Annotated in this window: 24 protein-coding genes, 1 pseudogene and 3 riboswitches; of the genes and pseudogenes, 9 read left to right on the top strand and 16 right to left on the bottom strand. The window is 66.5% G+C overall.

Going from position 1 to position 26,797, the window contains the following annotated elements:
• Positions 1–50: 50 nt before the first annotated feature.
• Complete coding sequence (locus LDO22_RS16165) at positions 51–275, top strand: hypothetical protein (RefSeq protein ID WP_224024566.1); 225 nt, start codon at positions 51–53, stop codon at positions 273–275.
• A 124-nt stretch (positions 276–399) separates the two neighbouring features.
• Here the strand turns inward: LDO22_RS16165 and LDO22_RS16160 are convergent, their stop codons facing one another.
• The 7 genes from LDO22_RS16160 to LDO22_RS16130 all read right to left on the bottom strand — a co-directional run bounded on the left by LDO22_RS16160 (position 400) and on the right by LDO22_RS16130 (position 5,479).
• A complete protein-coding gene (locus LDO22_RS16160) occupies positions 400–822 on the bottom strand; it encodes a hypothetical protein (protein WP_224024564.1) in 423 nt (140 codons plus the stop codon).
• An 83-nt stretch (positions 823–905) separates the two neighbouring features.
• Positions 906–1,163: a hypothetical protein gene (locus LDO22_RS16155; protein WP_224024562.1), complete on the bottom strand. Its 258-nt coding sequence runs from the start codon at positions 1,161–1,163 to the stop codon at positions 906–908.
• A 114-nt stretch (positions 1,164–1,277) separates the two neighbouring features.
• Entirely contained in the window at positions 1,278–1,589 is a 312-nt protein-coding gene (locus LDO22_RS16150; protein ID WP_159630330.1) for an AzlD domain-containing protein, read from the bottom strand.
• Positions 1,586–2,431: an AzlC family ABC transporter permease gene (locus tag LDO22_RS16145; RefSeq protein ID WP_224024561.1), complete on the bottom strand. Its 846-nt coding sequence runs from the start codon at positions 2,429–2,431 to the stop codon at positions 1,586–1,588. The genes LDO22_RS16150 and LDO22_RS16145 overlap by 4 nt, the downstream gene beginning before the upstream one ends.
• A complete protein-coding gene (locus tag LDO22_RS16140) occupies positions 2,428–3,063 on the bottom strand; it encodes a hypothetical protein (RefSeq protein ID WP_224024559.1) in 636 nt (211 codons plus the stop codon). Before LDO22_RS16140 ends, LDO22_RS16145 begins: the two co-directional genes overlap by 4 nt.
• Before the next feature lie 93 nt (positions 3,064–3,156).
• Positions 3,157–4,572 (bottom strand): CoA transferase, encoded by a 1,416-nt coding sequence (locus tag LDO22_RS16135; RefSeq protein ID WP_224024557.1) that lies wholly within the window; start codon positions 4,570–4,572, stop codon positions 3,157–3,159.
• Positions 4,573–4,579: 7 nt separating this feature from the next.
• Entirely contained in the window at positions 4,580–5,479 is a 900-nt protein-coding gene (locus tag LDO22_RS16130) for a glycerophosphodiester phosphodiesterase family protein (protein WP_159630336.1), read from the bottom strand.
• A 49-nt stretch (positions 5,480–5,528) separates the two neighbouring features.
• Here LDO22_RS16130 and LDO22_RS16125 point away from each other — a divergent pair, with 49 nt between their 5' ends.
• Together LDO22_RS16125 and LDO22_RS16120 are read left to right on the top strand one after the other, a co-directional pair.
• Positions 5,529–6,890 (top strand): DUF445 family protein, encoded by a 1,362-nt coding sequence (locus tag LDO22_RS16125; protein WP_224024554.1) that lies wholly within the window; start codon positions 5,529–5,531, stop codon positions 6,888–6,890.
• Positions 6,891–6,962: 72 nt separating this feature from the next.
• Positions 6,963–8,588, top strand: coding sequence for an HNH endonuclease signature motif containing protein (locus LDO22_RS16120; RefSeq protein WP_224024552.1), 1,626 nt, complete (start codon positions 6,963–6,965; stop codon positions 8,586–8,588).
• A gap of 59 nt (positions 8,589–8,647) precedes the next feature.
• On the opposite strand, the gene LDO22_RS16115 is transcribed toward LDO22_RS16120, so the two are convergent.
• The 7 genes and pseudogenes from LDO22_RS16115 to cycA form a co-directional block, all read right to left on the bottom strand.
• Positions 8,648–9,397 (bottom strand): 5-oxoprolinase subunit PxpA, encoded by a 750-nt coding sequence (locus LDO22_RS16115; protein ID WP_224024550.1) that lies wholly within the window; start codon positions 9,395–9,397, stop codon positions 8,648–8,650.
• On the bottom strand, positions 9,381–10,184 hold the full coding sequence (locus LDO22_RS16110) for a hypothetical protein (protein ID WP_224024548.1): 804 nt from the start codon (positions 10,182–10,184) through the stop codon (positions 9,381–9,383). The genes LDO22_RS16115 and LDO22_RS16110 overlap by 17 nt, the downstream gene beginning before the upstream one ends.
• A 125-nt stretch (positions 10,185–10,309) precedes the next feature.
• Positions 10,310–10,555, bottom strand: coding sequence for a hypothetical protein (locus LDO22_RS16105; RefSeq protein WP_224027307.1), 246 nt, complete (start codon positions 10,553–10,555; stop codon positions 10,310–10,312).
• Between the two features lie 151 nt (positions 10,556–10,706).
• Positions 10,707–10,961 (bottom strand): annotated as a pseudogene (locus tag LDO22_RS16100) (methylenetetrahydrofolate reductase); the annotation flags it as partial.
• A gap of 26 nt (positions 10,962–10,987) precedes the next feature.
• A complete protein-coding gene (locus tag LDO22_RS16095; RefSeq protein WP_224024546.1) occupies positions 10,988–11,146 on the bottom strand; it encodes a hypothetical protein in 159 nt (52 codons plus the stop codon).
• A gap of 152 nt (positions 11,147–11,298) precedes the next feature.
• Positions 11,299–11,398: riboswitch (glycine riboswitch) on the bottom strand.
• 94 nt (positions 11,399–11,492) lie between these two features.
• Positions 11,493–12,368, bottom strand: a complete 876-nt coding sequence (gene purU / locus LDO22_RS16090; RefSeq protein WP_224027263.1) for a formyltetrahydrofolate deformylase — start codon at positions 12,366–12,368, stop codon at positions 11,493–11,495.
• A 65-nt stretch (positions 12,369–12,433) separates the two neighbouring features.
• Positions 12,434–13,945 (bottom strand): D-serine/D-alanine/glycine transporter, encoded by a 1,512-nt coding sequence (gene cycA / locus LDO22_RS16085; RefSeq protein WP_224024544.1) that lies wholly within the window; start codon positions 13,943–13,945, stop codon positions 12,434–12,436.
• Positions 13,946–14,099: 154 nt separating this feature from the next.
• Positions 14,100–14,197, bottom strand: a riboswitch (glycine riboswitch).
• Between the two features lie 313 nt (positions 14,198–14,510).
• Positions 14,511–14,610, top strand: a riboswitch (glycine riboswitch).
• Positions 14,611–14,762: 152 nt separating this feature from the next.
• Here cycA and gcvP point away from each other — a divergent pair.
• The 6 genes from gcvP (at position 14,763) to lipA (ending at position 23,316) form a co-directional block, all read left to right on the top strand.
• Positions 14,763–17,615: an aminomethyl-transferring glycine dehydrogenase gene (gene gcvP / locus LDO22_RS16080; RefSeq protein WP_224024542.1), complete on the top strand. Its 2,853-nt coding sequence runs from the start codon at positions 14,763–14,765 to the stop codon at positions 17,613–17,615.
• A 9-nt stretch (positions 17,616–17,624) separates the two neighbouring features.
• Entirely contained in the window at positions 17,625–18,737 is a 1,113-nt protein-coding gene (gene gcvT / locus LDO22_RS16075) for a glycine cleavage system aminomethyltransferase GcvT (RefSeq protein ID WP_224024540.1), read from the top strand.
• A gap of 46 nt (positions 18,738–18,783) precedes the next feature.
• On the top strand, positions 18,784–19,167 hold the full coding sequence (gcvH, locus tag LDO22_RS16070; protein ID WP_224024538.1) for a glycine cleavage system protein GcvH: 384 nt from the start codon (positions 18,784–18,786) through the stop codon (positions 19,165–19,167).
• Positions 19,164–20,495, top strand: a complete 1,332-nt coding sequence (gene glyA / locus LDO22_RS16065) for a serine hydroxymethyltransferase (protein ID WP_275182376.1) — start codon at positions 19,164–19,166, stop codon at positions 20,493–20,495. The genes gcvH and glyA overlap by 4 nt, the downstream gene beginning before the upstream one ends.
• A 308-nt stretch (positions 20,496–20,803) precedes the next feature.
• Positions 20,804–22,246, top strand: coding sequence for an L-serine ammonia-lyase (locus LDO22_RS16060; RefSeq protein ID WP_224024536.1), 1,443 nt, complete (start codon positions 20,804–20,806; stop codon positions 22,244–22,246).
• Positions 22,247–22,302: 56 nt separating this feature from the next.
• On the top strand, positions 22,303–23,316 hold the full coding sequence (lipA, locus tag LDO22_RS16055) for a lipoyl synthase (protein ID WP_141158411.1): 1,014 nt from the start codon (positions 22,303–22,305) through the stop codon (positions 23,314–23,316).
• 126 nt (positions 23,317–23,442) lie between these two features.
• Here lipA and LDO22_RS16050 read toward each other — a convergent pair whose 3' ends face one another.
• The gene (locus tag LDO22_RS16050; protein ID WP_224024534.1) at positions 23,443–25,788 is read right to left on the bottom strand and encodes a glycosyl hydrolase family 65 protein; all 2,346 of its coding nucleotides are present in this window, start codon (positions 25,786–25,788) and stop codon (positions 23,443–23,445) included.
• Between the two features lie 137 nt (positions 25,789–25,925).
• A complete protein-coding gene (locus LDO22_RS16045) occupies positions 25,926–26,663 on the bottom strand; it encodes an HAD-IA family hydrolase (RefSeq protein WP_159633811.1) in 738 nt (245 codons plus the stop codon).
• Between the last annotated feature and the right edge of the window lie 134 nt (positions 26,664–26,797).

Raw genomic sequence — 26,797 nt, 5'->3', positions numbered from 1 at the left:
AGCAACCCCATGCACTTCGCGCCTGTCCCCCACACAACGGCCGCACTGCAATGAACCACTCAAAGCTTCTCCACTACCTGACCGATCCCCGCGGGCCGGAGGAAGTCCTGCCTGCACTGACCGCCGGCGAGCTCGTGGAACTGCTTGACGCCCTGTACCAGAACCTGGATACCCCCGAACCGGAGTTTGGCGCGCAGGCGTGGTACGAGATGGGCGTGGAGGAAACGTACCGCAGGTCCGTCTCACCTGACGGCGCGGCCCACGGCGTAGCCTAAAACACCGCTTGTTCAGCTCCTGGCTGCCGGTCAATGCCGACCGGCAGCCAGGGGTCCGGCCGGCCGAAAGTCAGCGCTGGCCGCGGCAGGCGGGGGGCCCAGCCGCTAAGGACTCCAATGCTGATCAGGCCTTGTCTGCGCCCTTTTCGCCGGTGCCACCGTCCTGCTCCCGGCCGGGCTGTTCCTGGTCCTGGCCGGACTGTTCCTGGTCTGGCGTCTCATGACCGGACGGCTCATGGGCCAGGTGCTCATGTCCGGCGTGTCCCACGTAGCCATGTCCGGGATGTTCATGGAATTCGTTGGGAACGTGGTCCTTCGCTTCCATCAGGTGCTGTTGGAGTTTTTCTTCCGCGTCCCGGCGCCTTCTGGCGGTGTCGCGCAGCTCGCGGGTTGACTCCGAACCTCGCGGGTCAAGATAGGCGGCCCGCGGCTTTGCGGACTGTTCCGCGGCGGGCACCCCGGTGCCGTGTTCTCCCCTGGCGTCCTTGCCGGTCTCATCGGTGCCGTGGCCGTCCTGCGGCTCAACAGGCCGTGACTCGTCGTCCATCTCGATTCCTCCTTTGGTGGCCGCCTGGGTGTGGGCTGCCTCTCTCCCAGTCCATCACAGATGGCACCCGGAATGGTGGGCTGCTACGCGCTGCCTGTGTCCGCGCGCTTGCGGATCTCCCGGCGCACCAGGGCCTGAAGGGCGGGCACGGACGACGACGGATCCAGGTCGAGTGCCTCCCGAAGTCTTTGGGAGAGAAGTTCCAGGTCCTCTTCCGGGACGTCCGAAAGTCCGGAAAAGCGCTTGAAGAAGCGTTTGGCAGGAAGGCCCGCCCGGCGTCGGGCGTTCTTATGGCGAAGCCTGCCCGCTAAGCCGCCCGCAGGGTGCAGCTGATTTTCCATGGGTGCCGTTCAATAGGAAATTCCATGGCCAACTGCATAAGCCGATCTCATAGTACAACCGGCACAGGCCCAGCAAAGTGACCCGGGTCACCACTTTGGGCACGAATCAGGGGATCAGTTCCAGCCCAGGATCCGCAACAGTGCCGCCGTGCCGGCTCCGGCGATTACCACCACAAGGAACGGCGCCCGGAGTACAAGGGCGACCGCGGCGGCGGCCAGCGCTCCCAGCCTGGCGTCTGCGGCGAGCGCCTGGCCCGACACCACCGCATTCACCACTGTGAGCGAGGCCAGCAGGCCGATGGTCATGGTTCCCGCGACGCGTGAGGTGCGGGGGTCCTCGAGGAACTTGGCGGGAACAAAGTAGCCCACCAGCTTCCATGCGTAGGCAAGGACGCAGGCAATAAGCAGCCAGATCCACAAAGTCATGCGCGTGCCTCCGGGTCGGTGCCGCTTCTGCGCTCCGGTCCGCCAAGACGGTCCTGGTGATCGCCGTGGCCGTCCTGGTGATCGCCGTGGCGGTCCTGGTGATCGCCGTGGCGGTCCTGGTGATGGCCGTGGCCGTGCGTGCCGTAGGGCTCGACGTCGGGTTCGAGGCCTTCGTCGCGGCGGCCATGGCTGAACCAACCCACCAGCGCGGCAACTACCGCGGCCACCAGGATGGGGACGCCTGGCGGAACGAAGGGAACAGCAACTACGGTCGCCACGGCACACACCACCGCGATGGCGATTGGCTCCCGGCCCTTGAGCCGGGGCCAGAGCAGCGCCAGGAAGGCGGCGACGGCAGCCCCGTCCAGCCCCCATTGCTTGGGATCGCCCAGCCCGCTTCCGGCCAGTGCCCCCACAGCGGTGAAGAGGTTCCAGAGCACGTAGACGCCGATTCCCGCGGTCCAGAATCCGCGCTGCTGTTCGGCCGGGTCTGTCTGGCCCGTGCTCGTGGCAGTGGATTCGTCGATGGTGAGCTGCGCCCCGACGTACTTGCGCCAGCCCGTGGGGCGGAGCAGCGCGTTCAGCTGCATGCCGTAGATGCCGTTGCGCATGCCCAGGAGGGTGGCTGCGCTCATGGCCGCGAGGCCTGAGCCGCCGCCTGCCACCACCCCGATGAACGCAAACTGCGAGCCGCCGCTGAAGAGGAGCAGGCTCAACACCATGGTCTGCCAGAAGTTGAGCCCGGACGTCACCGCGAGCGCCCCGAAGGACACGCCGTACAGCCCCGTGGCAATACTGATGGAGATACCCACCCTGACAGCCGGCGATGCCAGCAGCTTCACCCGCGGCCTCCGGGTTTACGGCCGGGCAGTACACGTGTCCGCAGGCTCCAGGCCCACAGGATCAGGGGCGCCTGGAGCGGAAGCCGCACGGCGTGGATCTTCCGGCGGCGGGGCGTGCCCTCCGGCCCGTACGCCCTCACGAGGGCATCGACGTGCCCGGCAAGGAATGCGGTGAACATCGCCGTAATGGCAGTGGCCGTCAGCTTCCGGGTGGGTGGCAGGACAATTCCGACGGCGGCTGCGAGCTCCAGCAGGCCGCTCACGGCGATCCACTCGTCCCGGGACAGGACGGCCCATGGATGCTGGGCTGCGGCGGCTGTGCCCGTGCTTCTCGGGGGCGGGCTGCTTTGGGTTGGACTGCCCTCGGTTGAAATGCCTTGGGGTTGACTGCCTTGGGTTGGACTGTCAGGGGTGGTACCGCTTGGGGTTGCGTCAGGCGAGGGATCCTGCCGGCAGAGGTATCCCGGAACGACGTCACGGTAGAAGCCGGGATCCCTGAAATGCTTGCCGGCACTGGCCAGCAGAAGCGCCCCCATGGCAGCCGCGGACAGGTGCTGCACGGCCGCGCCGGGAATGGATGGGGACAGCGCGGACAGGCCCTTAGCAGCGGGGCCGGACCTGGGAGAAGACATGGAACCACTCAATCACAGCCTAAGCACCCCCAGAAACCCGGCATCCGGCAGGACAGCAGGGCTGCGCAGCTACACAGTCCGGGGCTGCAAGCGTCACAGCCAGGCGGCCTGCGAGCTTCCATATGGTGGTGGCGGGGACCGATAGTCCAGCGGCCGGCCTGCGTCGAGCAGTGGCGGCCCGACGTACCGCAACTCGCCAAAGCTGCTGTCCACGGACCGGTATTCGGGCGATGGGAGTTCCGCGGGGCTTGCTGTGGTGGCTTGGTTTTCGGTGCCAGCCCGGTTTTCCATGCCAGCCTGGCTTTCCATGCCGGCCAGGGAAAACAGTTCCTCAGCGGTGCGGGCCAGAGACAGGTGGGCAGCGCCGCCCAAACCCGTCCGGCGGCGCGCGGCCAGAAGACGGACCGCAGCCGCAGCCACCCCGTAGCCGGTGGCATGGTCCAGTGCCTGCACCGGAAGGGCACCCGGGCGCCACCTGCCGTCGTCGTCCTCTCTGCCGTAGAGGTGTGCGATTCCGCTGGCGGCCTGGACAATGCTGTCAAAGCCGCGCAGTCCGCTCCACGGCCCACTGCCGCCCCAGCTGTCCAACGTGACCACCACCAGTCCCGGGTGTGCTGCCAGCAGTTCCCGCGGATTGAGCCCAAACCGGTCCAACGCGCCGTGCCGGTAACCGGTGACCACGGCATCTGCGCCGACCAGGAGCTGCTGGAAGTCCTGCCGGTTTGCCACGGGTCCCAGGTCGAGTACTGCGCTGCGCTTGCCAAAGGCCGTGTCCACGAACTGGTCTTCGATCTCGGGAAAGGCGGGCGGGTCGATTCGCAGGACCTCTGCTCCGAGCGCGGCCAGCAGCCGGGTGGCGACCGGCCCTGCGATGACCCGCGTCAGGTCCAGGACCCGTACCCCGGCCAGGGGCAGGCCGTCCGCACCGTGCAGGGCGCTGGTACCGGACAGGGTGCCGGGGCTGGTGCCGGCCTCTGTGGCCGCCCCGATATCCTGCAGTCCGAAGCCACTGGTTGTGCCGTCGGCATGCTCCACAGCAATCCAGGGTCCTGAACCGGCCGCTCGGCCCATGTCGGTCGCAAGCCATTCACCGCGAGTCCGGACAGCCGCGCCAATTCCGCCGTGCCGCTGGATGGCGGCCTCAGCCTCCAGCGCGGCCATGGACTGGAGTTCCCTCTCCACCCCTTCCGCGGAGGTTGCACCCAGCGCCTGCAAAAGCCGTTGCTCGTGGTGCGGGTAGTTTGCATGCAGCCGGATCCAGCCGTCGGCGGTCTTCCGGAAGCCGGACAGGGGCGCGAAACCCTGCGGCTTGCGCCCCGCAATCCGCAGGTGCCCGAAGGAATCGAAGGCAGCTGCCGTGAGCACAGGAGTCGTGCTGTACCGGCCAGGGCTCGCCGTGTACAGGTTCAGGGCTTCCGCGGCTGCTTCCACGGACTGCAGCGCCAGGCCTTCGACGTCGAGCGGCCCGGCCCACCAGCGGGGCACGGACGGTGTGCCGGGGGCGGCCATATCAGCGCTACTTTCCCTGCGGCGCGGCCATGTGCAGCTGTTCCAGGACGCGGGCCGGCACGTTGGTGGTGATCTCCTGGATGCCCAACTCCTGGCAGAGGGCCACGTCCTCCGGTGAGTCCACAGTCCACACCCTGAAGCGGCGGCCGGAGTCCAGCCAGCGCCGGACGGTGCCGGGGCGCTCACGGACGTAATCAATACCCGGCCCGGCCATCCCCACCTCCCGGTCATCCAGGATCCGTTCGCCCTCCAGCTGGGTGGCCTTCATCAGGTTTGCGATGGCGCCGCCCGTAATCGGCCCCACCCCGAGGCCGCCACGGATCTCATGAATGGTGACGTCGTCCACGAGTTGGCAGATGTACTGCGGCGGGATGGACAGGAGCAGGTGCCGGACGGAATCGGGGCTGAAACTCATGAATGTCACGGCGATGTTGTCCACTGTGGAGCTTTGCGGGTCCCAGCCCTCGCTGCGGAGTACTTCCAGGACCCGGTCCTCCAGCTTGAGCTGGTAGGGGCTGGGATGCTTGAGCTCAATGGCGAGTTTCACGGGACGGCCCGCCCCGCGCAGGACGTCCAGCAGCTCCGGAAGGGTCAGGAGCTGCTCGGAGCGCGCCCCGTAGGTTTCGGGAATGCGGACGCCTTTCCAGGACGAGAAGTCCAGCTGGCGCAACTCCTCCAGCGTCCGCTCAGCCACCGGGCCCGTTCCGTCGGACGTGCGGTCCAGGTTGGCGTCGTGGAGCAGGACCACGTGCTGGTCCCGGGTCAGGTGGACATCGCACTCCACTCCGTCGGCCCCGTCAGCCAGGGCCTGCAGGTAGGCGGCGCGGGTGTGTTCGGCATACGCGCCACTGGACCCGCGGTGGGCAAAGACCAGCGGCCGCTGCGGCACTGACTCGTCAATTGTCATGGACACACGGTAGCCGACCTGCCCCCGCCTTCGGGGCTAGGCTTGGCACATGCAGGTGAACTCTGAGGCAACTACTGGGCCAACCACGCAGGAAGCGCCCGCGGAGGCCGCGCGGGAGGTGCCGCCAGGCACCAAGGCGGCTGCCGCCGTCGTAAGCCGCCAGCTTGGTGCCGGCGACGCCGAAAAGGCGGCAGCGCTGCGGAAAATGAAGCTGCTGGCGCTGAGCCTGCTGATCGCCATGGCCGTGGTCTTTGTCTTCGCGTTCGCGCTGCAGAAGGACTATCCATGGCTGCAGTACGTACGCGCGGCCGCTGAGGGTGGCATGGTGGGCGCGCTGGCCGACTGGTTCGCCGTGACGGCGCTGTTCAAGTACCCCATGGGCATCAAGATTCCGCACACAGCCATCATTCCGCGCCGCAAGGACCAGATCGGTGCCTCCCTGGGTGAGTTCGTGGAGACCAATTTCCTCTCCGAACAGGTGGTGCAGGACAAGCTGGCCAGCGTCAACATCGCCCGCCGGGCCGGTGAATGGCTTTCCGCGCCGGGCGGCGCCGACCGGGTGGCAAAGGAAGGTGCTGCGGTGATCCGCGGCGCTTTCAAGGTCTTGAATGACGACGACGTCCAGGCCGTCATCGAGGGCATGGTCCGCAAGCACCTCCTCGCTCCGCCGTGGGGACCCCCGGTGGGCAGGCTGGCAGAGCGGGTTTTCCACGACGGGCACCACCACACGCTGGTGGACCTGCTGGTGGACCGTGCTGCGGACTGGGTGGATGACAACCACGAGACCGTCACCCGCTTGGTATCCGACCGCTCCCCCACCTGGGTTCCGCAGTTCGTGGATGGTCTGGTGGGCGACAAGGTCTACCTCGAAATCCTCAAGTTCGTGCGCGCGGTCCAGGCCGACCCCCGCCACCAGGTGCGCCAGTCGATCGACAAGTACCTCAACGACCTCGCGCAGGACCTGCAGCATGATCCGGCGATGATTGCCCGCGCGGAGGACATCAAGGCGCAGGTGCTGGGCGATCCCGAGGTGCGCGAGCTCGCATCCCGGACCTGGGGCACGGTCAAGAACGCGCTGCTGGGTGCCGTTGACGATCCGGACAGCGAGCTCACCATCAAGTTCAAGGCCGCGGTGCGCGATTTTGGCTCGCGCCTGGTGCAGGATCCGGAACTGGCCGGCAAGGTCAACGCCTGGATCGGCGACGCCGCCGGGTATCTGGTCCGGACCTACCGTTCGGACATCGCCGGAGTCATCACGGACACGGTTGCGCGCTGGGATGCCGAGGAAACTTCGCAGAAGATTGAGCTTCAGGTAGGCAAGGACCTGCAGTTCATCCGCATCAACGGCACCGTGGTGGGGTCCCTCGCCGGGCTGGCGATCTTCACGGTGGCGCAGCTGATTTTTGGGTGATTCGCTCGCGGCGGCCTGGCGGTTGGGCACGGGGCGGCTTCAAATGTCAGTGCCTCGATGGATGATGTCGGTATGGGAATCGGCGGTGGTGTCGGGGTGGCTTTGGAGGGTATCCACGCCTCCATTGCTGCCCTGAATGCGCTGGAGAAAGAGGACGCTTTCCTGGCTTCCGGAGCTCATGCTGGCGCCGGTATGGATGTGTTCCAGCGCCGGTATGAGTTGTGCCTGGAAGGGTTGGAGCTGACGGCCCGGCTGGAAGCACAACTTACGGCGCTAAAGTCCCGGCAGGCCGCCCGGGCCGTTGAACTGCAGCAGGCGATGACCCCGCCGGACGCCACCGTCCAGGACCGCACTTACGCTGACATGTCGGTGGTGGAGGAAATCGCCGGGGTGCTGACCATCAGCTCCGCGGCTGCCGGGGCGTTGGTGGAGCAGTCACGGCGGATCTGTTCCCTGCCGATGGTTTTCCAGGCGCTGGCCGCCGGCGACATGTCCTGGCAGCACGCCCGCATTGTCGCCGATGAGACCGAGGGCCTCTCCCCCGACGGCGCGGCCTCTCTGGTGGCGCATTTCTTCGACCCGGCTGCACCCCAGCGCGCCCGCGGCGCCGCCCCCGGCGAGCTCGTCCCGTCCCGGTTCCGGGCGAAGGTGCGTGGGTGGCGGGAACGCCACCACCCGGAATCGATCGAGAAGCGCCACGCCAAAAGTGCCGCTGACCGGCGGATGGAATACACCCCCGACCGGGACGGTATGGCCTGGGTCTCCCTCTACCTGCCCGGCGACACCGCCTGTGCCATCTGGAACCGGACCACCGCCACCGCCCGCGGACTCCAAGGCCCCACCGAAGAGCGCACCCTCACCCAGCTGCGCCCCGACATCGCCGCATCGCTGCTGCTGGGGGCTGGTGTGAACCACGGAGCCCGGAACACCGCCGTCCACGCCGAGGAAGACGGTCCCGGCCCCGGCGTTCAGGGCACGCAGGGTGTCACCGGGATCGGGAAGGTCCCTGCGCCGCGGGCCGACGTCCTGGTCACCGTGCCGGTGCTCGCCCTCCTCGGAGCCACCGATGAACCCGCCGCACTGGATGGCTTCGGCCCGATCCCGGCGTCCATGGCCCGCAAACTTGTCGCCGACGGGGCGGAATCGTTCTACCGGGTCCTCATCGACCCCCGCGACGGCGCACCACTGGAAATCGGCCGCAAAAACTACCGGCTCACCGAAACCATCAAACGCTGGATCAGGATGCGCGATACCAAATGCACCTTCCCCGGCTGCACCAACCGCACCCCCGACAACGAAACCGACCACCTACAAGCGTGGCAACACGGCGGCACCACTGGAACCAGTAACTTGGCCCAACTCTGCCCCAAACACCACCGGCTCAAACACCACAGCCAATGGACACCCGACCCCGCCAACACGAATGAACCACCCGGCTGGACCTCACCAACAGGCAGGCACTACAACCCAGAACACCCCGACCCCGAACCAACCCACTGGCCACCAGAAAGCTGGCCGCAATGGCCGCAGTGGCTCCAGCGGGCCGCGCCCGCCGTCTGCCAATGCCTGGAGGCCAGCCTCGAAAACCTTCCGCAGTGGGAACCAGACGACGACAGATATGTGGACCTCGACGACCTGCCGGCTGACGATCCCCTCTGGGCCGAACTCCTCGCCACGCCATTAGTACCGTCGGGATGACGGTGCCTTGGACAGTCCAAGGTTCAGTAGTCCTTAAGTCCGGAGCACGCCGCCGCTTTCTACGCGAAGGCCTCCAGCTCCACGCCCGCGGCCTCAAGACCTGCCCGAACTTTTGCCGCCGTCTCCACGGCGCCGGGGCTGCCGCCCTGCAGTCGCAGGGAGTCCGGCTGGACGGTGACGATGGACCCGTCGATGGCCACCACTTCGCCTTTTGTGGCCAGGCGAACGGCCCGCTCAACGATGGTGTCGACGTCGTTCAGCATGGCGTCTTCCCTGGACAGCGGCACCAGGGTGCCGTCGGCGTAGTAGGCGCGGTCGGCGAAGGCCTCGGTGAATACGGGGTGGCCGGCCTCCTTTGCCTGCTTCAGCAGCTCCGACCCCGGGAAGCCCAGGATGGGAAGTCCAGGATCGTAGGCGTTCACGGCCGCCACGAGAGCGGAGGCTTGCTCAGCATCATGGATCAGGGTGTCATACAGCGCACCGTGTGGCTTCACGAAGTCCACCGAGGCACCCACGGCATGGGCGACGCCGTCGAGCGCGCCCAGCTGGTACAGCACGTCGCCAAATAGCTCATCAAAGCTCATGTCCAGCGAGCGCCGGCCAAAACCGGCCATATCGCGGTACCCAAGGTGCGCACCCACGGTGACGTCAAGTTCGTAAGCCGCCCGGCAGCTGTCCAGCATCGTGACGGGATCGCCTGCGTGGAGGCCGCACGCTACGTTGACACTGGTGGCCAGCTGGAACATCGCCGGATCGCCACCCGCGGTCCAGGAGCCGAATGATTGGCCTACATCAGCGTTTAGATCCAAGGGTGTTGCCTTCCAGGGTCAGGTTGTCCGGCCCGGCAGCTGCGGTCAGCTCCCCGGGAATGGTGTCCGGCATGGGTCCGAACGCCTCCCTGGCGTTCTGCGCCACGGCACGGCCCATCACGAGGTTACCGGCTCCACCCACAACTGCCCCTATGCCGAAGGGGAGGGCCCGGCCGAACAGCGCAGTGCCCTGCCGTTTGAGCAGGTTCTTCAGGAAGGCGTGCTGGATCTTCTTCCGGACACTCCCGAATCCAGGGATCGAGGACTTGGACAGCATGTTCCCCCAGACGTCGGCGGGCTTGGCGCCGCCGGCCGCCTGGCCGCTGAGCGTTCCCAGCAGGGCGGTCCCTTCCTCACCAAGCATGATGGCCATAACCATGGTGCCGGCCTTCTCGGGATTGGTGAGGCGGATGCCGTGGAGCTCTGCCAGCGACGTCGCGTAGAGGGCCGTCGCCTCCAGGAAGCCGACGGTTGCGGCTGCGGAAAGTCCCAGCGACGCCACGGTTCCAACACCAGGGACGACGGCGGTGGCACCCACCAGGGCACCCCCACCGGTCACTGCGCGCAGGTAGTCACGCTCTGCGATGGCCGCCAACTGGGCGGCGGTGGCCCGTGGATGCTTCTTCTGGAGCCGGCGGATGTAGGCCAGCACCAGGGGCCGCTGGATCTGCACTGCCTTCAGGAGCATGTTGTGGACACCGGGCTTGGGTTTGCCGTCGGCATCGAACATTGCGTTGTGGGCGGTTTCCTGTGCGATTCGTACTGCGGGATTGCTGCGCCTGGCCATGGTCACCTTCATTCAAATCGACCTGCAGCGGGTAGGCTGCCGTGCTTATCCATCCTATGTGGACAAACACTAAGCATGCTGAACTTTTCGCTCTGCGTCACGGCCCACCCCAGCGGCCGGCCTCTTTAGCTGGCGGAACCGGCCAGGTTGTTGAACGTGTAAAGGTGGATACCTTCCACTGCTTCGCCGCCCTGCAGTTCCGCGACGATGGCCTCGGACGAGTAGCGGCCATCTTGGAGCAGGCGCCGGCCAAGGGGGCCCCTGCGGTTCAGCAGTTTGAGGGATGGGCCCACACCGATTTTCAGCGCGGCGCGGATGAGCTGCGCCCGCGGAACGGCGCCGGGCACTCCGGCCCAAACAGGCAGGCGCACCCCTTCCCGGCGCAGGGTTTGGGCGTACCACTGGATCCGGGGGGGCCGAAAGGCACAGTTGCGTCACCAATGACGATGCCAGGTGCTGCTTTTCCAGCAGGGCATCAAGCATGTGCAGTTCGCTGTGGCCCGGGTGCCCTTCGGGGTAGCCCGCCACGCCGGCCCGGATGGTGCCGCCGGAGACCTCCGCGAGGTCCTCCAGCAACGGAAGGCTGCTGTCATAGGGACCGGCCGGCTCCCCCGCGTCACCGCCGACGGCGAACACTTCGGTGATGCCGGCGTCGTGGCAGTTCCGGACCACGCCGGCCAGTTGCTCACGGCTTTCGATGCTTCGTGCGGCCAGGTGCGGAACAACCTCGAAGCCAAGGTAGGCAAGCTCAATGGCCGTCCGGATGGTGGGTCCCACGCCCTGGCGGGGCAGGCACGTCACCGTCAGCTGCGCCCCAGGGGGCCCGGCGCCTGGATGCGGGCGGCAATACCCTCCGAGGGGATGATCTGCATCCGGACAGGCAGTACCGTACCGGACCTGCCGGCCTGTCCTTCCGCGGGAGTCGGTGCTGCGGCTGGTGCCAGGAGGGATCGAATCGTCATGAGGAACTCCAGGTTCGGCCGGCCACGGGTGGCACGGCATGGATCGGGTCCCTCCCCGCTCTGTATTGGACCTGAGAGATTCCGCAAACCCATCAGGGCCTGCTTGCACCGTCGGTGAGTGCCGCCGGAGCAGCACTGCTTTCCAGAGTCGCCTCGCCGTGACGGTACATGGGCCTGAGAGATTCCTGGGGAGGATTTGCTCCTACGGCGCCTGCCCGGTGATGGCCGGGAGAACTCTCCCGCCACGGCTCGAAAGGCTGTATTCAGTAGTGGTGCCACGGCGGCCGGCGCCTGCCCCTCCGTTTGGAGGGAGTGCGGGCGCCGGCCGCGTGGATGGGCCCGCAAACTAGCGGAGGATGACCGTCCGGTTGCCGGAGAGGACAATCCGCCCTTCAGCGTGCCAGCGAACGGCATTCGTGAGCGCCTTGCATTCGGCGTCGCGGCCAACCGTGACCAGGTCCGAGGCGGAGTACGTGTGGTCCACCTCGATGACCTGCTGCGAGATGATGGGCCCTTCGTCCAGCTCCGAGTTGACGTAGTGGGCGGTGGCACCCACCGTTTTGACGCCGCGCTCGTAGGCCTGGTGGTAGGGCTTTGCACCCTTGAAGCTGGGCAGGAACGAGTGGTGGATGTTGATGGCCTTCCCGCTCAGGCGGGTGGTGGCCTCGTCGCTGAGCACCTGCATGTAGCGGGCCAGCACCACCAGCTCCACGGCGTAGTCGTCCACCAGGGCCAGCAGCCGCTCCTCGGCATCGGCCTTGGTTTCCGGCGTGACCGGGATGTGGTGGAACGGAACACCGTGCCAGGCGGCCAGGGGTTCCAGGTCCGGGTGGTTGGACACCACGGCGGCGATCTCCACGGGCAACTCACCACTGCGGGCGCGGAACAGGATGTCGTTGAGGCAATGCTCATACTTGGAGACCATCACCAGGATGGGCTGCTTGCGTCCGTGGCGTTCCAGCCGCCAGTCCATCTGCCACTCCTGGGCCACCTGGCCGAAACCGGCCCGGAGGCGGCCAAGGTTCAGCTCAACCTGCGAGGTGACGTGGATGCGCATGAAGAACCGCCCGCTCGCCCTGTCGCCGAACTGCTTGATGTCCACGATGTAGCATTCCTGTTCCAGCAGGTATGCCGCCACCGCCTGGACAATGCCAAGGGCATCCGGGCAGTGGAACGTCAGCACGAATTCCCGGCCCGTTTCCGGATCTGCCACTGCCTGCAGCTGCCCGGCTTCAGAAGTCCCAGGTTCGGATGCGCGCAGCCCGGAAGCGCGGAGCTCCTCAGCGATCACCGGTTGACCCGCTCTTCCCCCGCTTCTGCGGCGGCACCCGTACGGACAGCCTTGCCGGCTGCGGCGTCGGTGAAGTCCTGGTCCGCCTGCAGTTCAGCCTGGAACGTAGCGAAACGGGCCTGGTGTGCGGGGCGGCGGCGGAGGACGAACCATGCGGCGCCCAGCAGGATGAACCACACCGGGGTGACCAGGAGGGCCACCAGGGTGTCCGGCTGGGTGGTGAGGGTCCAGATTACGAAGGCGAAGAAGGCGAAGACCACCCAGACCATGGCAACACCGCCGGGCATCTTGAACTTCGATGCTTCATGCAGGTGCGGCCGGCGGCGGCGGAAGGCGATGTAGCTGGCCAGGATGATGGACCAGACAAAGACGAAGCAGACGGCGGAGACGGTGGTCACCATGTCAAAGGCTTTGCCCACGTCCTGGCCCGCGTACATGAGGACGACGCCGGACAGCAGCAGCACGCAGGAGAGGAACAGTGCGTTTTGGGGCACCTTGCGCCGGGACAGTTTGCCAAAGACGTCGGGAGCGTCGCCTTCCTGGGCAAGGCCGAAGACCATGCGGGAGGTCGAGTAGATGCCGGAGTTCGCGGAGGACATCGCGGAGCTCAGCACCACGAGGTTGACCACGGTGGCCGCGGCGCCCAGGCCTGCCAGGGAGAACATGGCGATGAAGGGGCTGTGGCCGGCCCTGAACTCGGTCCAGGGGGTGACGGCCATCAGGATGATGAGGGCGCCTACGTAGAAGAGGAGCACGCGGATGGGGATGGAGTTGATGGCCTTGGGCAGGTTGCGCTCCGGGTTCTTGGCCTCGGCCGCCGTGGTGCCCACCAGCTCGATGCCCACGAAGGCGAAGACGGCGATCTGGAAGCCGGCCACGAAGCCCATGAACTCGTTCGGGAAGAATCCGCCATGGCTCCACAGGTTGGTGAAGGTGGCAGGGCCGGCGTCGGACTGGAAACCGGTGAAGATCATGAACAGGCCAACGATGATCAGTGCGGCAATGGCAACGATCTTGATGAGTGCGAACCAGAACTCCGTCTCGCCGAACGCCTTCACCGTGGTGAGGTTCAGCAGGAGCAGGATGGCCACGGTGGCCAGGCCGGGAATCCACAGGGGCACCCCGGGCCACAGTTCACGGGAGTAGCCGGCGATGGCGATGACATCCGCGATGCCGGTGATGACCCAGCAGAACCAGTAGGTCCAGCCCGTAAAGAAGCCGGCCCACGGACCCAGCAGGTCGGCGGCAAAGTCGCTGAAGGACTTGTAGTTGAGGTTGCTGAGCAGCAGTTCACCCATGGCACGCATGACGAAGAACAGCATGAAGCCGATGATCATGTACACGAAGATCACTGATGGGCCGGCCGCCGAGATGGTCTTGCCGGAGCCCATGAACAGGCCGGTGCCGATTGCACCGCCGATGGCGATCAGTTGGATGTGGCGGTTGCTGAGCTGCCGCTCCAGGTGCGGGGCTCCGCCGCCGGGGGACGTCGGGGAATGGGTCGTCATTGAGGAACTCCATCGTTCGAGCGGCACCCGGGGTGTCGCAAAGATTGGATTTCCTCCCCGCTCTGTCTGGGACCTGAGAGTTTCCACATGCCGAAATGGGCGTGCTTGCACCGTCGGTGAGCCAGGACAGGGCCCGGCTGCTTTCCAGAGTTGCCTCACCGCGGCGGTACGTGGGCCTGAGAGTTTCCTGGGGAGGGTTTGCTCCTACGGCGCCTGCTGAACGTACCGGCAGGGCTCTCCCGCCGCAGGTCAAAAGCGTTTGCTTGGTAAATCAGTGTTCAGTTGTCAGAGGGCATCCATCCCAGGCGCGGTAATGCGCAGAATGGGCAGTGGGGCCTCCGGTGATCCCGGCCGGCGAACAGAGCGCCCAGCGTCTTTGGGCCAGTTCCGCTGTCCGGCCGGATCACGGGGTTCAGTGTGGCGTCCGTCACGAACAAAAGTCAAGCCCGGCGTTACGCCATCCACCTAACGCTCTTGAGCCCCAAGTCATGACGGACCGATTTGCTCCCCGCTTCGCTTTGCCTGTAACCTGTGAGCCGAATCACCCACATTTCAATAAGCCTTTCGAGCTGTGGCGGGAGAGTTCTCCCGGCCATCACCGGGCAGGCGCCGTAGGAGCAAATCCTCCCCAGGAATCTCTCAGGCCCATGTACCGTCACGGCGAGGCGACTCTGGAAAGCAGTGCTGCTCCGGCAGCACTCACCGACGGTGCAAGCAGGCCCTGATGGGTTTGCGGAATCTCTCAGGTCCAATACAGAGCGGGGAGGGACCCGATCCATGCCGTGCCACCCGTGGCCGGCCAAACCTGGAGTTCCTCATGACGATTCAATCCCTTCCGTCTGCCTTTGCAGACCGGCATATCGGTGCACGCCGCCGGGCTGACGTGGACACCATGCTCAAGGCCGTTGGCTACGACAGCGTTGATGGACTGGTGGACATCGCCGTTCCCAACTCAATCCGCCAGTCCAAGCCCCTTGCGCTCAAAGACGCGCTGAGCGAGGTTGAGGTCCTTGCGGAGCTGCGCAGGCTCGCAGCCAAGAACAAGACGGCCGTGCAGATGATCGGCCAGGGCTACTACGACACCATCACGCCCGCCGTCATCCGCCGGAATGTCCTGGAGGCCCCGGCCTGGTACACCGCCTACACCCCGTACCAGCCCGAGATTTCCCAGGGCCGGCTCGAGGCACTGCTGAACTTCCAGACCATGGTCCAGGACCTGGTGGGCCTGCCGATCGCCAACGCCTCGCTGCTGGATGAAGCCACCGCCGTGGCCGAGGCCGTGCTGATGATGCGCCGCGCCAACAAGAACAAGGACGCCCGCGACGGCAAGACCGTCCTGGACGCCGACGTGCTGCCGCAGACCATCGCCATCGTCAAGGGCCGCGCCGAGGCGCTGGGCTTCGAAGTTGAGGTCACCGACCTGTCCAACGGCCTGCCCGACGGCGACATCAACGGCATCGTGCTCCAGCAGCCCGGTGCCTCCGGGCGGGTCTGGGACCAGTCCGCCACTATTGCGGCGGCGAAGGAGCGCGGCGCACTGGTCACCGTGGCCGCTGACCTGCTTGCACTGACCCTGATCACTCCTCCGGGCGAGCAGGGCGCCGACATCGCCGTCGGCTCCACCCAGCGCTTCGGGGTGCCGTTGTTCTTCGGCGGTCCGCACGCCGCATACATGGCCGTGGCCAAGGGCCTGGAGCGTTCCATGCCGGGCCGCCTGGTGGGCGTATCCAAGGACGACGCAGGCCTCCCGGCGTACCGCCTGGCGCTGCAAACCCGCGAGCAGCACATCCGCCGCGAAAAGGCGACATCCAACATCTGCACCGCGCAGGCCCTGCTGGCCATCGTCTCCTCCTTCTACGCCGTCTACCACGGCCCCGACGGACTGAAGGCCATCGCCGAGCGCGTCCACAACAACGCCCGCGCCCTCGCCACCACGCTCAAGATCGCAGGCCGGGAACTGGCCGCCGAGGCGTTCTTCGATACGGTCACGGTCTCCGTCCCGGGCAAGGCCGCCAAGGTCATCACCGCTGCCGAAGCACGCGGCATCAACCTGCGCCACATCGACGCCGACACCATTGGCGTGTCCGTGGATGAAACCACGACGCCGGAAATCCTCTCCGCGATCGCCGTCGCCTTTGGAGCCGGCCCGGTAGTGGACGCTGAGGGCTTCGACCTGCCCGCAGAGGTGCTCCGCACCTCCGAGTACATGCAGCACCCGGTGTTCAACACCCACCGGTCCGAAACCCAGTTGCTGCGCTACATCCGCAGGCTGTCGGACCGGGACCTGGCGCTGGACCGCACCATGATCCCGCTGGGCTCGTGCACCATGAAGCTGAACGCCACCGCCGAAATGGAAGCCATCTCCTGGCCGGAATTCGCTTCCATCCACCCGTTCGCCCCCGAGTCCCAGACCAAGGGCTGGCGTGAACTGATCAGCGGCCTGGAAGCCGACCTTGCGGAAATCACCGGCTACGACCAGGTGTCCCTCCAGCCGAACGCCGGTTCCCAGGGCGAGCTCGCCGGCCTGCTGGCCATCCGCGGCTACCACCGCGCCAACGGCGATACCCAGCGCAACGTGTGCCTGATCCCCGCTTCTGCCCACGGCACCAATGCCGCCTCTGCCGTCCTGGCCGGCATGAAGGTCGTCGTCGTTGCCACGGCCGCGGACGGCACGATCGACCACGAGGACCTGTACGCGAAAATCGAGGCGAACAAGGACGTCCTCTCGGCGATCATGATCACCTACCCGTCCACCCACGGCGTGTACGACGCGGACGTGACCGAGATCTGCGAGGCTGTGCACGCTGCCGGTGGCCAGGTCTACGTTGATGGTGCCAACCTGAACGCCCTGGTGGGACTGGCCCAGCCCGGCAAGTTCGGCGGCGACGTCTCCCACCTGAACCTGCACAAGACCTTCTGCATCCCGCACGGCGGCGGCGGACCCGGCGTCGGGCCCGTTGCGGCCAAGGCCCATCTGGCGCCGTTCATGCCCGGCGACGCCAACAAGGCAGCGCATGAGGAAGGCCACGGCGTGGCCATCAGTGCCTCGAACTTCGGTTCCGCCGGTGTCCTGCCGATCTCCTGGGCGTACGTGAAGCTCATGGGCGGGGAGGGCCTGACCGAGGCCACCAAGGCAGCCCTGCTCGCAGCGAACTATGTTGCCGTGCGCCTGAACGAGTACTTCCCGGTGCTGTACACCGGCGAAGGCGGCCTCGTGGCGCACGAATGCATCCTGGACCTCCGCGACCTGACCGCGAAGACGGGCGTTACCGCGGAGGATGTGGCCAAGCGCCTCATCGACTTCGGCTTCCACGCCCCCACCCTTGCGTTCCCGGTGGCCGGCACCCTGATGGTGGAGCCCACCGAGTCCGAGGACCTGGCCGAGATCGACCGCTTCATCGAAGCCATGATCACCATCCGCAAGGAAATCGACCAGGTGGCCAACGGCGACTTCTCTGTCCAGGACTCCCCGCTGCGCAATGCACCCCACACAGCGTCCGCCGTTGTGAACTCCGAATGGACCCGCCAGTACAGCCGCGAGCAGGCCGTCTTCCCCGTCCACCACCTCAAGCAGGACAAGTACTTCCCGCCGGTGGGCAGGATCGACGGCGCCGCCGGAGACCGGAACCTGATCTGCTCCTGCCCGCCGCTGTCCGAGTTCGAAAACTAAGGATCCCCCATGACTGAGAACTACACGGCTCTTTACGAAGAGCACAAGAAGCTTGGCGCCTCCTTCACCGACTTCGGTGGCTGGCAGATGCCGCTCAAGTACAGCTCCGAACTGGCTGAACACCACGCCGTCCGCAACGCTGCCGGCCTGTTCGACCTCTCCCACATGGGCGAAGTGTGGGTCACCGGGCCCCAGGCCGCGGCTTTCCTGGACTACGTCCTGGTGGGCAAACTGTCCGCCATCGCGGACGGCAAGGCCAAGTACTCGCTGATCTGCAATGAAGACGGCGGCATCATCGACGACCTCATCACGTACCGTTTCGGCGATGAGAAGTACCTGGTGGTTCCCAACGCCGGCAACGCCCCCACCGTGGCGGCCGCCCTCGCCGAACGCGCTGCCGCCTTCGACGTGACGGTGGAGGACGCTTCGGCGGCAACCTCGCTGGTCGCAGTCCAGGGACCCAAGGCCGAGGCCATCCTGCTCAAGCTCACGGACGAGTCCCAGCACGCCCTGGTCACCGACCTGAAGTACTACGCGTTCAACGAAGTCACCGTGGCCGGCCACGATGTCATCCTGGCCCGCACCGGCTACACCGGTGAAGACGGCTTTGAACTCTTCCTCCCGAACGAAGGCGCCGCTTCCCTGTGGGAGTCCGTGGCCCAGGCCGGGGAAGAGTTCGGCATTGTCCCCTGCGGCCTCGCATCCCGCGATTCGCTTCGCCTTGAAGCGGGCATGCCGCTGTACGGCAACGAGCTCTCGCTGGAGCGTTCGCCGTTCGACGCCGGCCTTGGCCCCGTAGTTGCCCTCAAGTCCAAGGAAGGCGACTTCGTGGGACGGGCCGCACTTGAGGCAGCCAAGGAAGCCGGCCCCAAGCGCAAACTCGTTGGCCTGAAAGGGCACGGCCGCCGTGCCGGCCGTGGCGGCTACCCCGTCCTCAAAGACGGAAACGTGGTGGGCGAGGTGACCTCGGGCCAGCCGAGCCCCACCCTTGGCTACCCCGTGGCACTGGCCTACGTCGACGTCGAGCACGCTGAGCTGGGCACCGCACTGGACGTGGACCTGCGCGGCAAGGCCGAGCCCTTCGAAATCGTCGCGCTGCCCTTTTACAAGCGCCAGAAATAGCCCGGCGCTCCCGCATTTTTGAACCCCAAACTTAAGGAAACACACCATGGCTAAAGTTGCCGCTGAACTGAAGTACTCCGCCGAACACGAATGGATCGCCGCCGACGGCTCCGGCCCGTCCGTGGTGGGCGTGTCCGCCGTTGCCGCCGAGGCACTGGGCGACATCGTCTACGTGGACCTGCCCGAGGTTGGCGCCACGGTGACCGCAGGCGAGACCTGTGGCGAGATCGAGTCCACCAAGTCCGTCTCCGACCTGTACTCCCCCGTGACGGGCGAGGTCACGGAAGTCAACGACGACGTCGTCAGCGACCCCGCCGTGATCAACAACGACCCCTACGGCGCCGGCTGGCTCTTCAAGGTCACCGTCACCGAAGAGGGCCCGCTGCTGTCCGCACAGGAATACGCCGAAGCAAACGGCGGCGAACTGTGAGCGGCGCTTCATCCGCTGCGGGCACCGTGGCCTTTGAACAGGTGGTCTCCCCCAGCCTGAACGCAGACCTCGCTGCCCTGGACCCCGAGATTGCGGCAAAGATCGACGACGAACTGGGCCGCCAGCGCGACGGCCTGGAAATGATCGCTTCCGAGAACCACACAGCCGCAGCGGTCATGCAGGCGCAGGGCTCGGTGCTGACCAATAAGTACGCCGAGGGCTACCCGGGCAAGCGGTACTACGGTGGCTGCGAGCACGTGGACGTCATCGAGCAGCTGGCCATCGACCGGGTCAAGGCCCTGTTCGGCGCCGGGTTCGCCAACGTCCAGCCGCACTCCGGCGCCCAGGCCAACGCCTCGGTGATGCACGCGCTCATCAAGCCCGGCGACACCATCATGGGACTGAACCTGGCCCACGGCGGCCACCTGACCCACGGCATGCGGATCAACTTCTCCGGCAAGCTCTACAACGTGGTCCCGTACCAGGTCCGCGAAGACACCCACACCATCGACATGGCAGAGGTGGAGCGGCTGGCCCAGGAGCACAAGCCGCAGCTCATCGTGGCCGGCTGGTCAGCCTACGCGCGCCAGCTGGACTTTGCCGAGTTCCGCCGGATCGCCGATTCCGTGGGTGCCTACCTCATGGTGGACATGGCACACTTCGCCGGACTGGTGGCCGCGGGCCTGCACCCCTCGCCGGTCCCGCACGCCCACGTGGTCACCTCCACCACGCACAAGACCCTCGCCGGTCCGCGCGGCGGCATCATCCTCTCCAACGACCCCGACGTCGCGAAGAAGATCAACTCCGCCGTCTTCCCGGGCCAGCAGGGCGGGCCGCTGGAGCACGTCATCGCCGGCAAGGCCGTGGCGTTCAAGATCGCGGCGTCCGAGGAATTCAAGGAGCGGCAGGAGCGCGTCCTGGCCGGCGCCCGCATCCTGGCCGAACGCCTGGTCCAGCCGGACGTCACCGCCAGGGGCATCAGCGTGGTGTCCGGCGGCACCGACGTGCACCTGGTCCTGGTGGACCTGCGCAACTGCGAACTCGATGGCCAGCAGGCAGAAGACCGACTGGCTGCGATCGACATCACCGTCAACCGCAACGCGGTCCCCTTCGACCCGCGTCCGCCAATGGTCACCTCGGGCCTGCGCATCGGCACCCCGGCCCTGGCCACCCGTGGCTTCGGCGAGGACGCCTTCCGCGAGGTTGCGGACATCATTGCCGAGGCATTGATTGCCGACGCCGGCGCGGACCTTTCCGGGCTGCGTCACCGCGTCGAGGCACTCGCCGCCGCCCACCCGCTCTACCCGGGCGTCGCACCACTGTCCTGATCTCCGGTTGCTACCGGGACCGGCGGACCGGACATTTTCACGCCTCGTTGGGCCCACGCCGTCAGGGTTCCCTGGCCGAGCTTGCGAGGCTAGGGAGACGGTGGGGAGCAGGCTTTCGAAAAGTCCGGCTCCGCCGGCCCCTCGTGCGCATGTCTCCTGGTGACGTGCCCGCGGAGTGGGTGGGGCATCCGGCAGCGTGCGTCTAAGGGAGCGTCACGTCCGCTCAGCGGGCGTCTTCGCGACCGAGCACGCAGAGGATGTCCTGCCCGCTCCATCCCGACCACTTGTATTAGTTAGGAACCACGCACATGGCTGTTGGTGTCTTTGACCTCTTTTCGATCGGTATTGGGCCGTCGTCTTCGCATACGGTGGGGCCGATGCGGGCTGCTGCCGTGTTTGCTGAGGAGTTGAAGGCCTCGGGGAAGCTCGCGGACGTGGCGTCGTTGCGGGTGGATTTGTATGGGTCGCTGGCCGCGACGGGGCATGGGCATGGGACGATGACCGCGATCCTGTTGGGGTTGGAGGGGTTCCATCCGGAACTGATCCTGCCCGAAGAGGTGGAGGAGCGGCTGGCTTCGATCGCGGAGACCGGGATCCTGAACCTGGCCGGTGCTGGTGGTGAGGGTATGGCGTTGCCGTACGGGGTGGGCGACATGGTGTTGCGGCCGTTGACGGTGCTGCCGCGGCACACGAACGGGATGACGTTCACCGTCACCGACGCTGAGGGTTCCGTGGTGCATGCGGCGACGTTCTTCTCGGTCGGTGGCGGGTTCATCGTCCGCGAGGGGGAAGAGGACGCAGCGCAGCAGGAACTGGACGCGTCCAAGGAGGTGCTGCCGCTGCCGTTCCGGACCGCGGCGGAGCTGCTGGAGCACTGCGCGGTGACCGGGCTGGGCATCGCGGACGTGATGTTCGTGAACGAGAAGGACTCCCGGTCCGAGGAGGAGATCCGGGCCGGGCTGGTGCATATCTGGTCGGTGATGGAGAACTGCGTGGCCACCTCGCTCAAGCGTGAAGGGGTGCTGCCGGGCGGGTTGAAGGTCCGCCGCCGCGCCCCGGACTGGTACGAGCGGTTGAAGAAGGAAACCGCCCGCCCCGAAGACACCGATAATGACGGCCAGGACCACTACGACCCGAGGTATTGGCAGGAGTGGGTTAACTTGGTGGCGCTGGCCGTGAACGAGGAGAACGCCTCCGGCGGGAGGGTGGTCACCGCCCCCACGAACGGGGCGGCCGGGATCATCCCCGCGGTGCTGTTCTACGCCCTGCACTTCGCCCCGGGCATGGACCAGGCCACCCAGGCCGACCGCGACGATGTGGTGGTGCGGTTCCTGCTCGCCGCCGGTGCCGTCGGGGTGCTCTACAAGGAACAGGCCTCGATCTCCGGGGCCGAGGTGGGCTGCCAGGGCGAGGTCGGGTCCGCGTCCTCGATGGCCGCCGCGGGCCTGGCCGAGGTCATGGGCGGCACCCCGGCCCAGGTGGAGAACGCCGCGGAAATCGCGATGGAACACAACCTCGGCCTGACCTGTGACCCGATCGGCGGGCTGGTCCAGGTCCCCTGCATCGAACGGAACGCGATCGCCGCCGCGAAAGCCATCAACGCCGCGAAAATGGCGCTCTGGGGCGACGGCACCCACCGCGTCTCCCTCGACGAAGTCATCATCACCATGCGCGAAACCGGCAAAGACATGAGCGACAAATACAAGGAAACCGCCATGGGCGGCCTCGCCGTCAACGTCGTCGAATGCTGACACCCCGCTGACACCGGCACACTCCGATTCCCCAAGAAGACAAAGGAAACACGATCATGACCCTGGCACCTGAAGGCCGGAAGATGCTGCGGATCGAGCAGCGCAACGCTGCGGTCCCGGTGGAGCGCAAGCCGGAGTGGATCAAGGCCAAGGTCCAGATGGGCCCGGAGTTCGTCGGGCTGAAGAACCTGGTCAAAAAAGAAGGCCTGCACACCGTCTGCGAAGAGGCCGGCTGCCCCAACATCTTCGAATGCTGGGAAGACAAGGAAGCCACCTTCCTGATCGGCGGCTCCGAATGCACCCGCCGCTGCGACTTCTGCCAGATCGACACCGGCAAACCCTCCCCCGTGGACATGTTCGAACCCACCAAGGTGGCCCGCTCCGTACAGTCCATGCAGCTGCGCTACGCCACCGTCACCGGCGTGGCCCGCGACGACCTCGAAGACGAAGGCGTCTGGCTCTACGCCGAAACCGTCCGCAAAATCCACGAACTGAACCCCGGCACCGGCGTGGAACTGCTCATCCCCGACTTCTCCGGCAACCCCGACCACATCAAGGCGATCTGCGACTCCGCCCCCGAAGTCTTCGCGCACAACGTCGAAACCGTGCCCCGGATCTTCAAAAGGATCCGCCCCGCGTTCCGCTACGAACGCTCCCTGGACGTCATCACCCAGGGCCGGAACCTGGGCATGGTCACCAAGTCCAACCTCATCCTGGGCATGGGCGAAACCCGCGAAGAAATCAGCGAAGCCCTCCGCGACCTCCACCAGGCCGGCTGCGACCTGATCACCATCACCCAGTACCTGCGCCCCTCCGAACGGCACCTGCCCGTGGACCGCTGGGTCAAACCCCAGGAATTCGTGGACCTCCAGCACGAAGCCGAAGAAATCGGCTTCCTCGGCGTCATGTCCGGCCCCCTGGTCCGCTCCTCCTACCGCGCCGGCCGCCTCTGGGCCACCGCCATGCGCAAAAAAGGCCGCGACATCCCCGCCGAACTCGCCCACATCGCCGAAGGCATCCAGGACTCCGGCACCACCCGCCAGGAAGCCGCCACCCTCCTCGCCGGTTAGGCCACTGCGCTCCGGCCTGGTGCTGTTTTGGGGGGCACCAGGCCGGAAGACAACAGGAGACTGGGGAGGCCGGCAAGGGAAGCCGCCGGCCTCCCCCCGGCGCGTCCGCCCAGCCCGGCAACCCGCTCAGCTGTTGCCGCGCACCACCGGGATGCTCGCCGTCGGCAATCCGCTGGGGAACACCGTGGGTTCCGGTTCCGCGACCGGTTCCAGTGGAACCCGCACCGGCTCGTTGCCCACCATCAGCCGCTGGCCACGGACGTCAATCTCCAGCGGACCGCCGTCCTGGACCGTCAGCGTGATAAAGCCGGCGGCGAGCTGGACCAGCAGCAGGCGGCCCCTGATCTTCAGGTGGAAGGTCAGCCCCTCCCACTCCGCGGGAAGGCGGGGATCGAAGTACGGGACCGGGCCTTGGTCGCGCATGCCGGCGAAACCGCACACCAGCGAACTCCAAACTCCGCCGGTGGAGGCGATATGCACGCCGTCGATCGTGTTGCCGTGCGTGTTGTCAAGGTCAATGAAGGCGGCATTGGTGAAGTGGTCCAGGGCCTCCCTCGAATAGCCCACCTCGGCCGCCATGATCCCCTGGACGCAGGCGGACAGTGTGGAATCGCCGGTGGTGATGGGATCGTAGAAGTCGAAGGCCCGCTGCTTCTCCTCAGCCGTGAAGTCCTGCCACTGCAGGAACATGGCCAGGACCGTATCGGCCTGCTTCAGTACCTGGTGCCGGTAGATGACCAGCGGGTGGAAGTGCAGCAGCAGCGGATACTTGGACCGCGGCGTGGTCCAGTCCCAGGCCTCCAGGGTCATGAAGTCGTTGTCCTGGGAGTGGACCTGCATCCGGTCATCGAAGGGCAACTGCATGCGGTTGGCGGCCGCCTCCCACAGCTGGCGCTCCTCGTGGGTGATGCCTGCGTGCCCAAGCGCGGCGGCGGCACGCAGGTTGAAGCGGGCCATCACGTTCGTGTACAGGTTGTCATTCACCACTGCCGTGTACTCATCAGGGCCGGTGACGCCGTGGATGTGGAAGAGCCCGTCCTTGCCAAAGAAGCCCAGGGAGATCCACATCCGGGCCGTCTCGATCAGCAGTTCAGCGCCCATGCCATCCCGGAATCCGGCATCCCCGGTTGCCCAGAGGTACCTGTTGGTGGCGAAGGCAATCGCGGCGGCGATATGGAACTGTGCGGTACCGGCCGCGTAATAGGCGCTGGCCTCGAGCCCGTTGATGGTGCGCCACGGGAAGAGGGCGCCGTCCACGCTCAGCTCCTTCGCCCGGATCCTGGCCTCGGGAAGCATGCCGTGGCGGAACTCGAGGACCTGCCGGGCGCCGTCGGGGTTGGTGTAGGTAAGGTACGGCAGCAGGTACACCTCCTGGTCCCAGAAGTAGTGCCCCTCGTAGCCCGAGCCCGTCACGCCTTTGGCGGGAATGCCGGCAACATCGGCACGCGCCGTGGCCTGGGCCAGCTGGAACAGGTTCCAGCGGATGGCCTGCTGCAGCCCGGGCCGGCCGCCCTCAACCACAATGTCCGAGGTGGCCCAGTAGCCGCGGTAGTGGGCCATGCTTTCGGCAAAGATGCTGTCCACCGGGCGGAGGGCCTCCTCAGCCACTGCGGCCGCATCCACGTCCGGGTCCTGGACGGTGGGGCCGGCTGCGTAGCTGACGGTCTTTTCCAGCCGGAACGGGTCACCGGCGTCCACTGCAAGGACGTACCGGACGGTGCTGTCGTCCTGGTCCACCACCGTTTCGAACGGCTGGTGGCCGGCGGAGGTCCAGTGGTCCACCGCGATCCCCACCCGCTGCTTGGACTCGGCTGCCTCCCAGGACAACCGCAGCGAGCCGTCGCCGCCGTCCAGCCGCACGGGGAGCAGCACCCGCCCGGCGTGCCGTCCCGCCCGGCGGGGATCGTGGACGGAGTGGTCTTCCACCGGCTGGTCCTGGCGGTTGATCACTGCGGAGGTGACGTCCAGGGAGATTTGCCGGTCCGCATCCACCTCCAGGGAAATGCCCAGGCAGCCGCGGGATTCGTAGCCCACCGCCCGCCGTTCCGTGGTGGTCACCGTGGCGCCGGAACGGCACTGCCAGGTGATGCGGCACTCGTAGATCCCGGTGGAGAAGTCGACGCTCCGGCGGTAGTCCAGGACCTCTGATTCGGCGAGGCTGAGGTTTTCGCCGTCCACCACCACGGTGAAGTTGTTGGCGTCGGGGATGTAGAGGATTCGCTGGCCCGTCCGGGCGAAGCCAAAGGCGTTTTCGGCGTGCTTGATGTCCCAGATTTCGTGCAGGCCGTTGATGAAGCTGCCTGGCAGCTCTGCGTCGGCCGCCGCCCAATGGGCACCCCTGATGCCCAGATGGCCGTTGCCCAGGGCGAACAGGGCCTCCAGGGTTCCGGCGCCATCGGTTCCGTAGCGCGTTTCGACGAGTTGCCAGGGGGTATCGGGGAACCGTTCGCGGTCCGCGGAGATCAATGCCATGGTCGGGGTCCTTTTGGCCTTGCTGTGGTGCCGGACTGGCCGGCACGGAATATTCGGGGGAAGGGCAATACTCGGATGGGTGCTGCCGGGGAGCAGCAGGGTTGCCCGGGGCAGGCAACGGGGTTTGAGGCCTGGGTTTAGGGGACGAGTTCCTGGAGGTCGTTGACCACCAGGGTGGCTCCGGCGTCCAGGAGCGTCTGCCGCCCGGCGCCACGGTCCACGCCGATCACGGAGTGGAACGATCCCGCGTGTCCGGCCTGAACCCCTGACACAGCGTCCTCGACCACTACGCACTCCGGACTGGAGAGGTCCAGGAGTTTGGCCGCGTATTCGTAGGTGGCCGGGCTTGGTTTTCCGGGCAGGCCCTGTTCCGCGGCCACCACACCGTCCACCACCACGGGGAAATAGTGGCTGAGTCCGGCGGCTTTGAGGACGGCAGGGGCATTGCGGGAGGAAGAGACGACGGCGACCTTGAGTCCGCGTTCCAGGGCGGCTTCGAGGAAGCGGACCGAGCCTTGGAACGGTTCGACGCCGGCGCTCACGATGTCATTGAAGATCGCGTTCTTCCGGTTGCCCAGGCCCTGGACGGTTTCGTGGGCAGGGTCGTCATCCAGCGGGCCTTCCGGGAGCGTGATCCCCCGCGAAGCCAGGAAGTCGCGCACACCGTCAAAGCGGGGCTTGCCGTCGATGTGGTCGAAGTAGTCGCTTTCCCGGTACCCGGGGACCTCCGGATGCGAGGCCAGGTAGCCATCGAACAGTTCCTGCCAGGCGCGCTCGTGCACGGTGGCGGTGGGCGTCAGAACGCCGTCCAGGTCAAAGAGGATTGCTGCGGCGCCGGTCCAGCCGGCGGTCCCAGCTGCAGTTTCGAGTGTCATCGGCAGTGCGGTGTCCTTTCGGTTCGTGGACAGCCGGCCCTGCCGGGACAGCCTGAAGGAGGATACTGCTGCGCCTCATGCACGCAGCATCACTTCCTTGTCCGCCCACTGCAGGACCGATCATGGCCGTAGAC

Source organism: Arthrobacter sp. NicSoilC5 (assembly GCF_019977395.1).
Classification (GTDB): domain Bacteria; phylum Actinomycetota; class Actinomycetes; order Actinomycetales; family Micrococcaceae; genus Arthrobacter.
This window is presented reverse-complemented; position numbering and strand designations above follow the sequence as displayed.

Coding starts and splice junctions, on each gene's coding strand:
- LDO22_RS16095 (WP_224024546.1), bottom strand. CDS start 11,146: ATGACGATTCGATCCCTCCTGGCACCAGCCGCAGCACCGACTCCCGCG.
- LDO22_RS16130 (WP_159630336.1), bottom strand. CDS start 5,479: ATGACAATTGACGAGTCAGTGCCGCAGCGGCCGCTGGTCTTTGCCCAC.
- LDO22_RS16140 (WP_224024559.1), bottom strand. CDS start 3,063: ATGTCTTCTCCCAGGTCCGGCCCCGCTGCTAAGGGCCTGTCCGCGCTG.
- LDO22_RS16150 (WP_159630330.1), bottom strand. CDS start 1,589: ATGACTTTGTGGATCTGGCTGCTTATTGCCTGCGTCCTTGCCTACGCA.
- LDO22_RS16045 (WP_159633811.1), bottom strand. CDS start 26,663: ATGACACTCGAAACTGCAGCTGGGACCGCCGGCTGGACCGGCGCCGCA.
- gcvP (WP_224024542.1), top strand. CDS start 14,763: ATGACGATTCAATCCCTTCCGTCTGCCTTTGCAGACCGGCATATCGGT.
- LDO22_RS16160 (WP_224024564.1), bottom strand. CDS start 822: ATGGACGACGAGTCACGGCCTGTTGAGCCGCAGGACGGCCACGGCACC.
- LDO22_RS16155 (WP_224024562.1), bottom strand. CDS start 1,163: ATGGAAAATCAGCTGCACCCTGCGGGCGGCTTAGCGGGCAGGCTTCGC.
- gcvT (WP_224024540.1), top strand. CDS start 17,625: ATGACTGAGAACTACACGGCTCTTTACGAAGAGCACAAGAAGCTTGGC.
- LDO22_RS16125 (WP_224024554.1), top strand. CDS start 5,529: ATGCAGGTGAACTCTGAGGCAACTACTGGGCCAACCACGCAGGAAGCG.
- gcvH (WP_224024538.1), top strand. CDS start 18,784: ATGGCTAAAGTTGCCGCTGAACTGAAGTACTCCGCCGAACACGAATGG.
- LDO22_RS16135 (WP_224024557.1), bottom strand. CDS start 4,572: ATGGCCGCCCCCGGCACACCGTCCGTGCCCCGCTGGTGGGCCGGGCCG.
- LDO22_RS16165 (WP_224024566.1), top strand. CDS start 51: ATGAACCACTCAAAGCTTCTCCACTACCTGACCGATCCCCGCGGGCCG.
- LDO22_RS16060 (WP_224024536.1), top strand. CDS start 20,804: ATGGCTGTTGGTGTCTTTGACCTCTTTTCGATCGGTATTGGGCCGTCG.
- LDO22_RS16050 (WP_224024534.1), bottom strand. CDS start 25,788: ATGGCATTGATCTCCGCGGACCGCGAACGGTTCCCCGATACCCCCTGG.
- LDO22_RS16120 (WP_224024552.1), top strand. CDS start 6,963: ATGGGAATCGGCGGTGGTGTCGGGGTGGCTTTGGAGGGTATCCACGCC.
- cycA (WP_224024544.1), bottom strand. CDS start 13,945: ATGACGACCCATTCCCCGACGTCCCCCGGCGGCGGAGCCCCGCACCTG.
- lipA (WP_141158411.1), top strand. CDS start 22,303: ATGACCCTGGCACCTGAAGGCCGGAAGATGCTGCGGATCGAGCAGCGC.
- LDO22_RS16110 (WP_224024548.1), bottom strand. CDS start 10,184: ATGGCCAGGCGCAGCAATCCCGCAGTACGAATCGCACAGGAAACCGCC.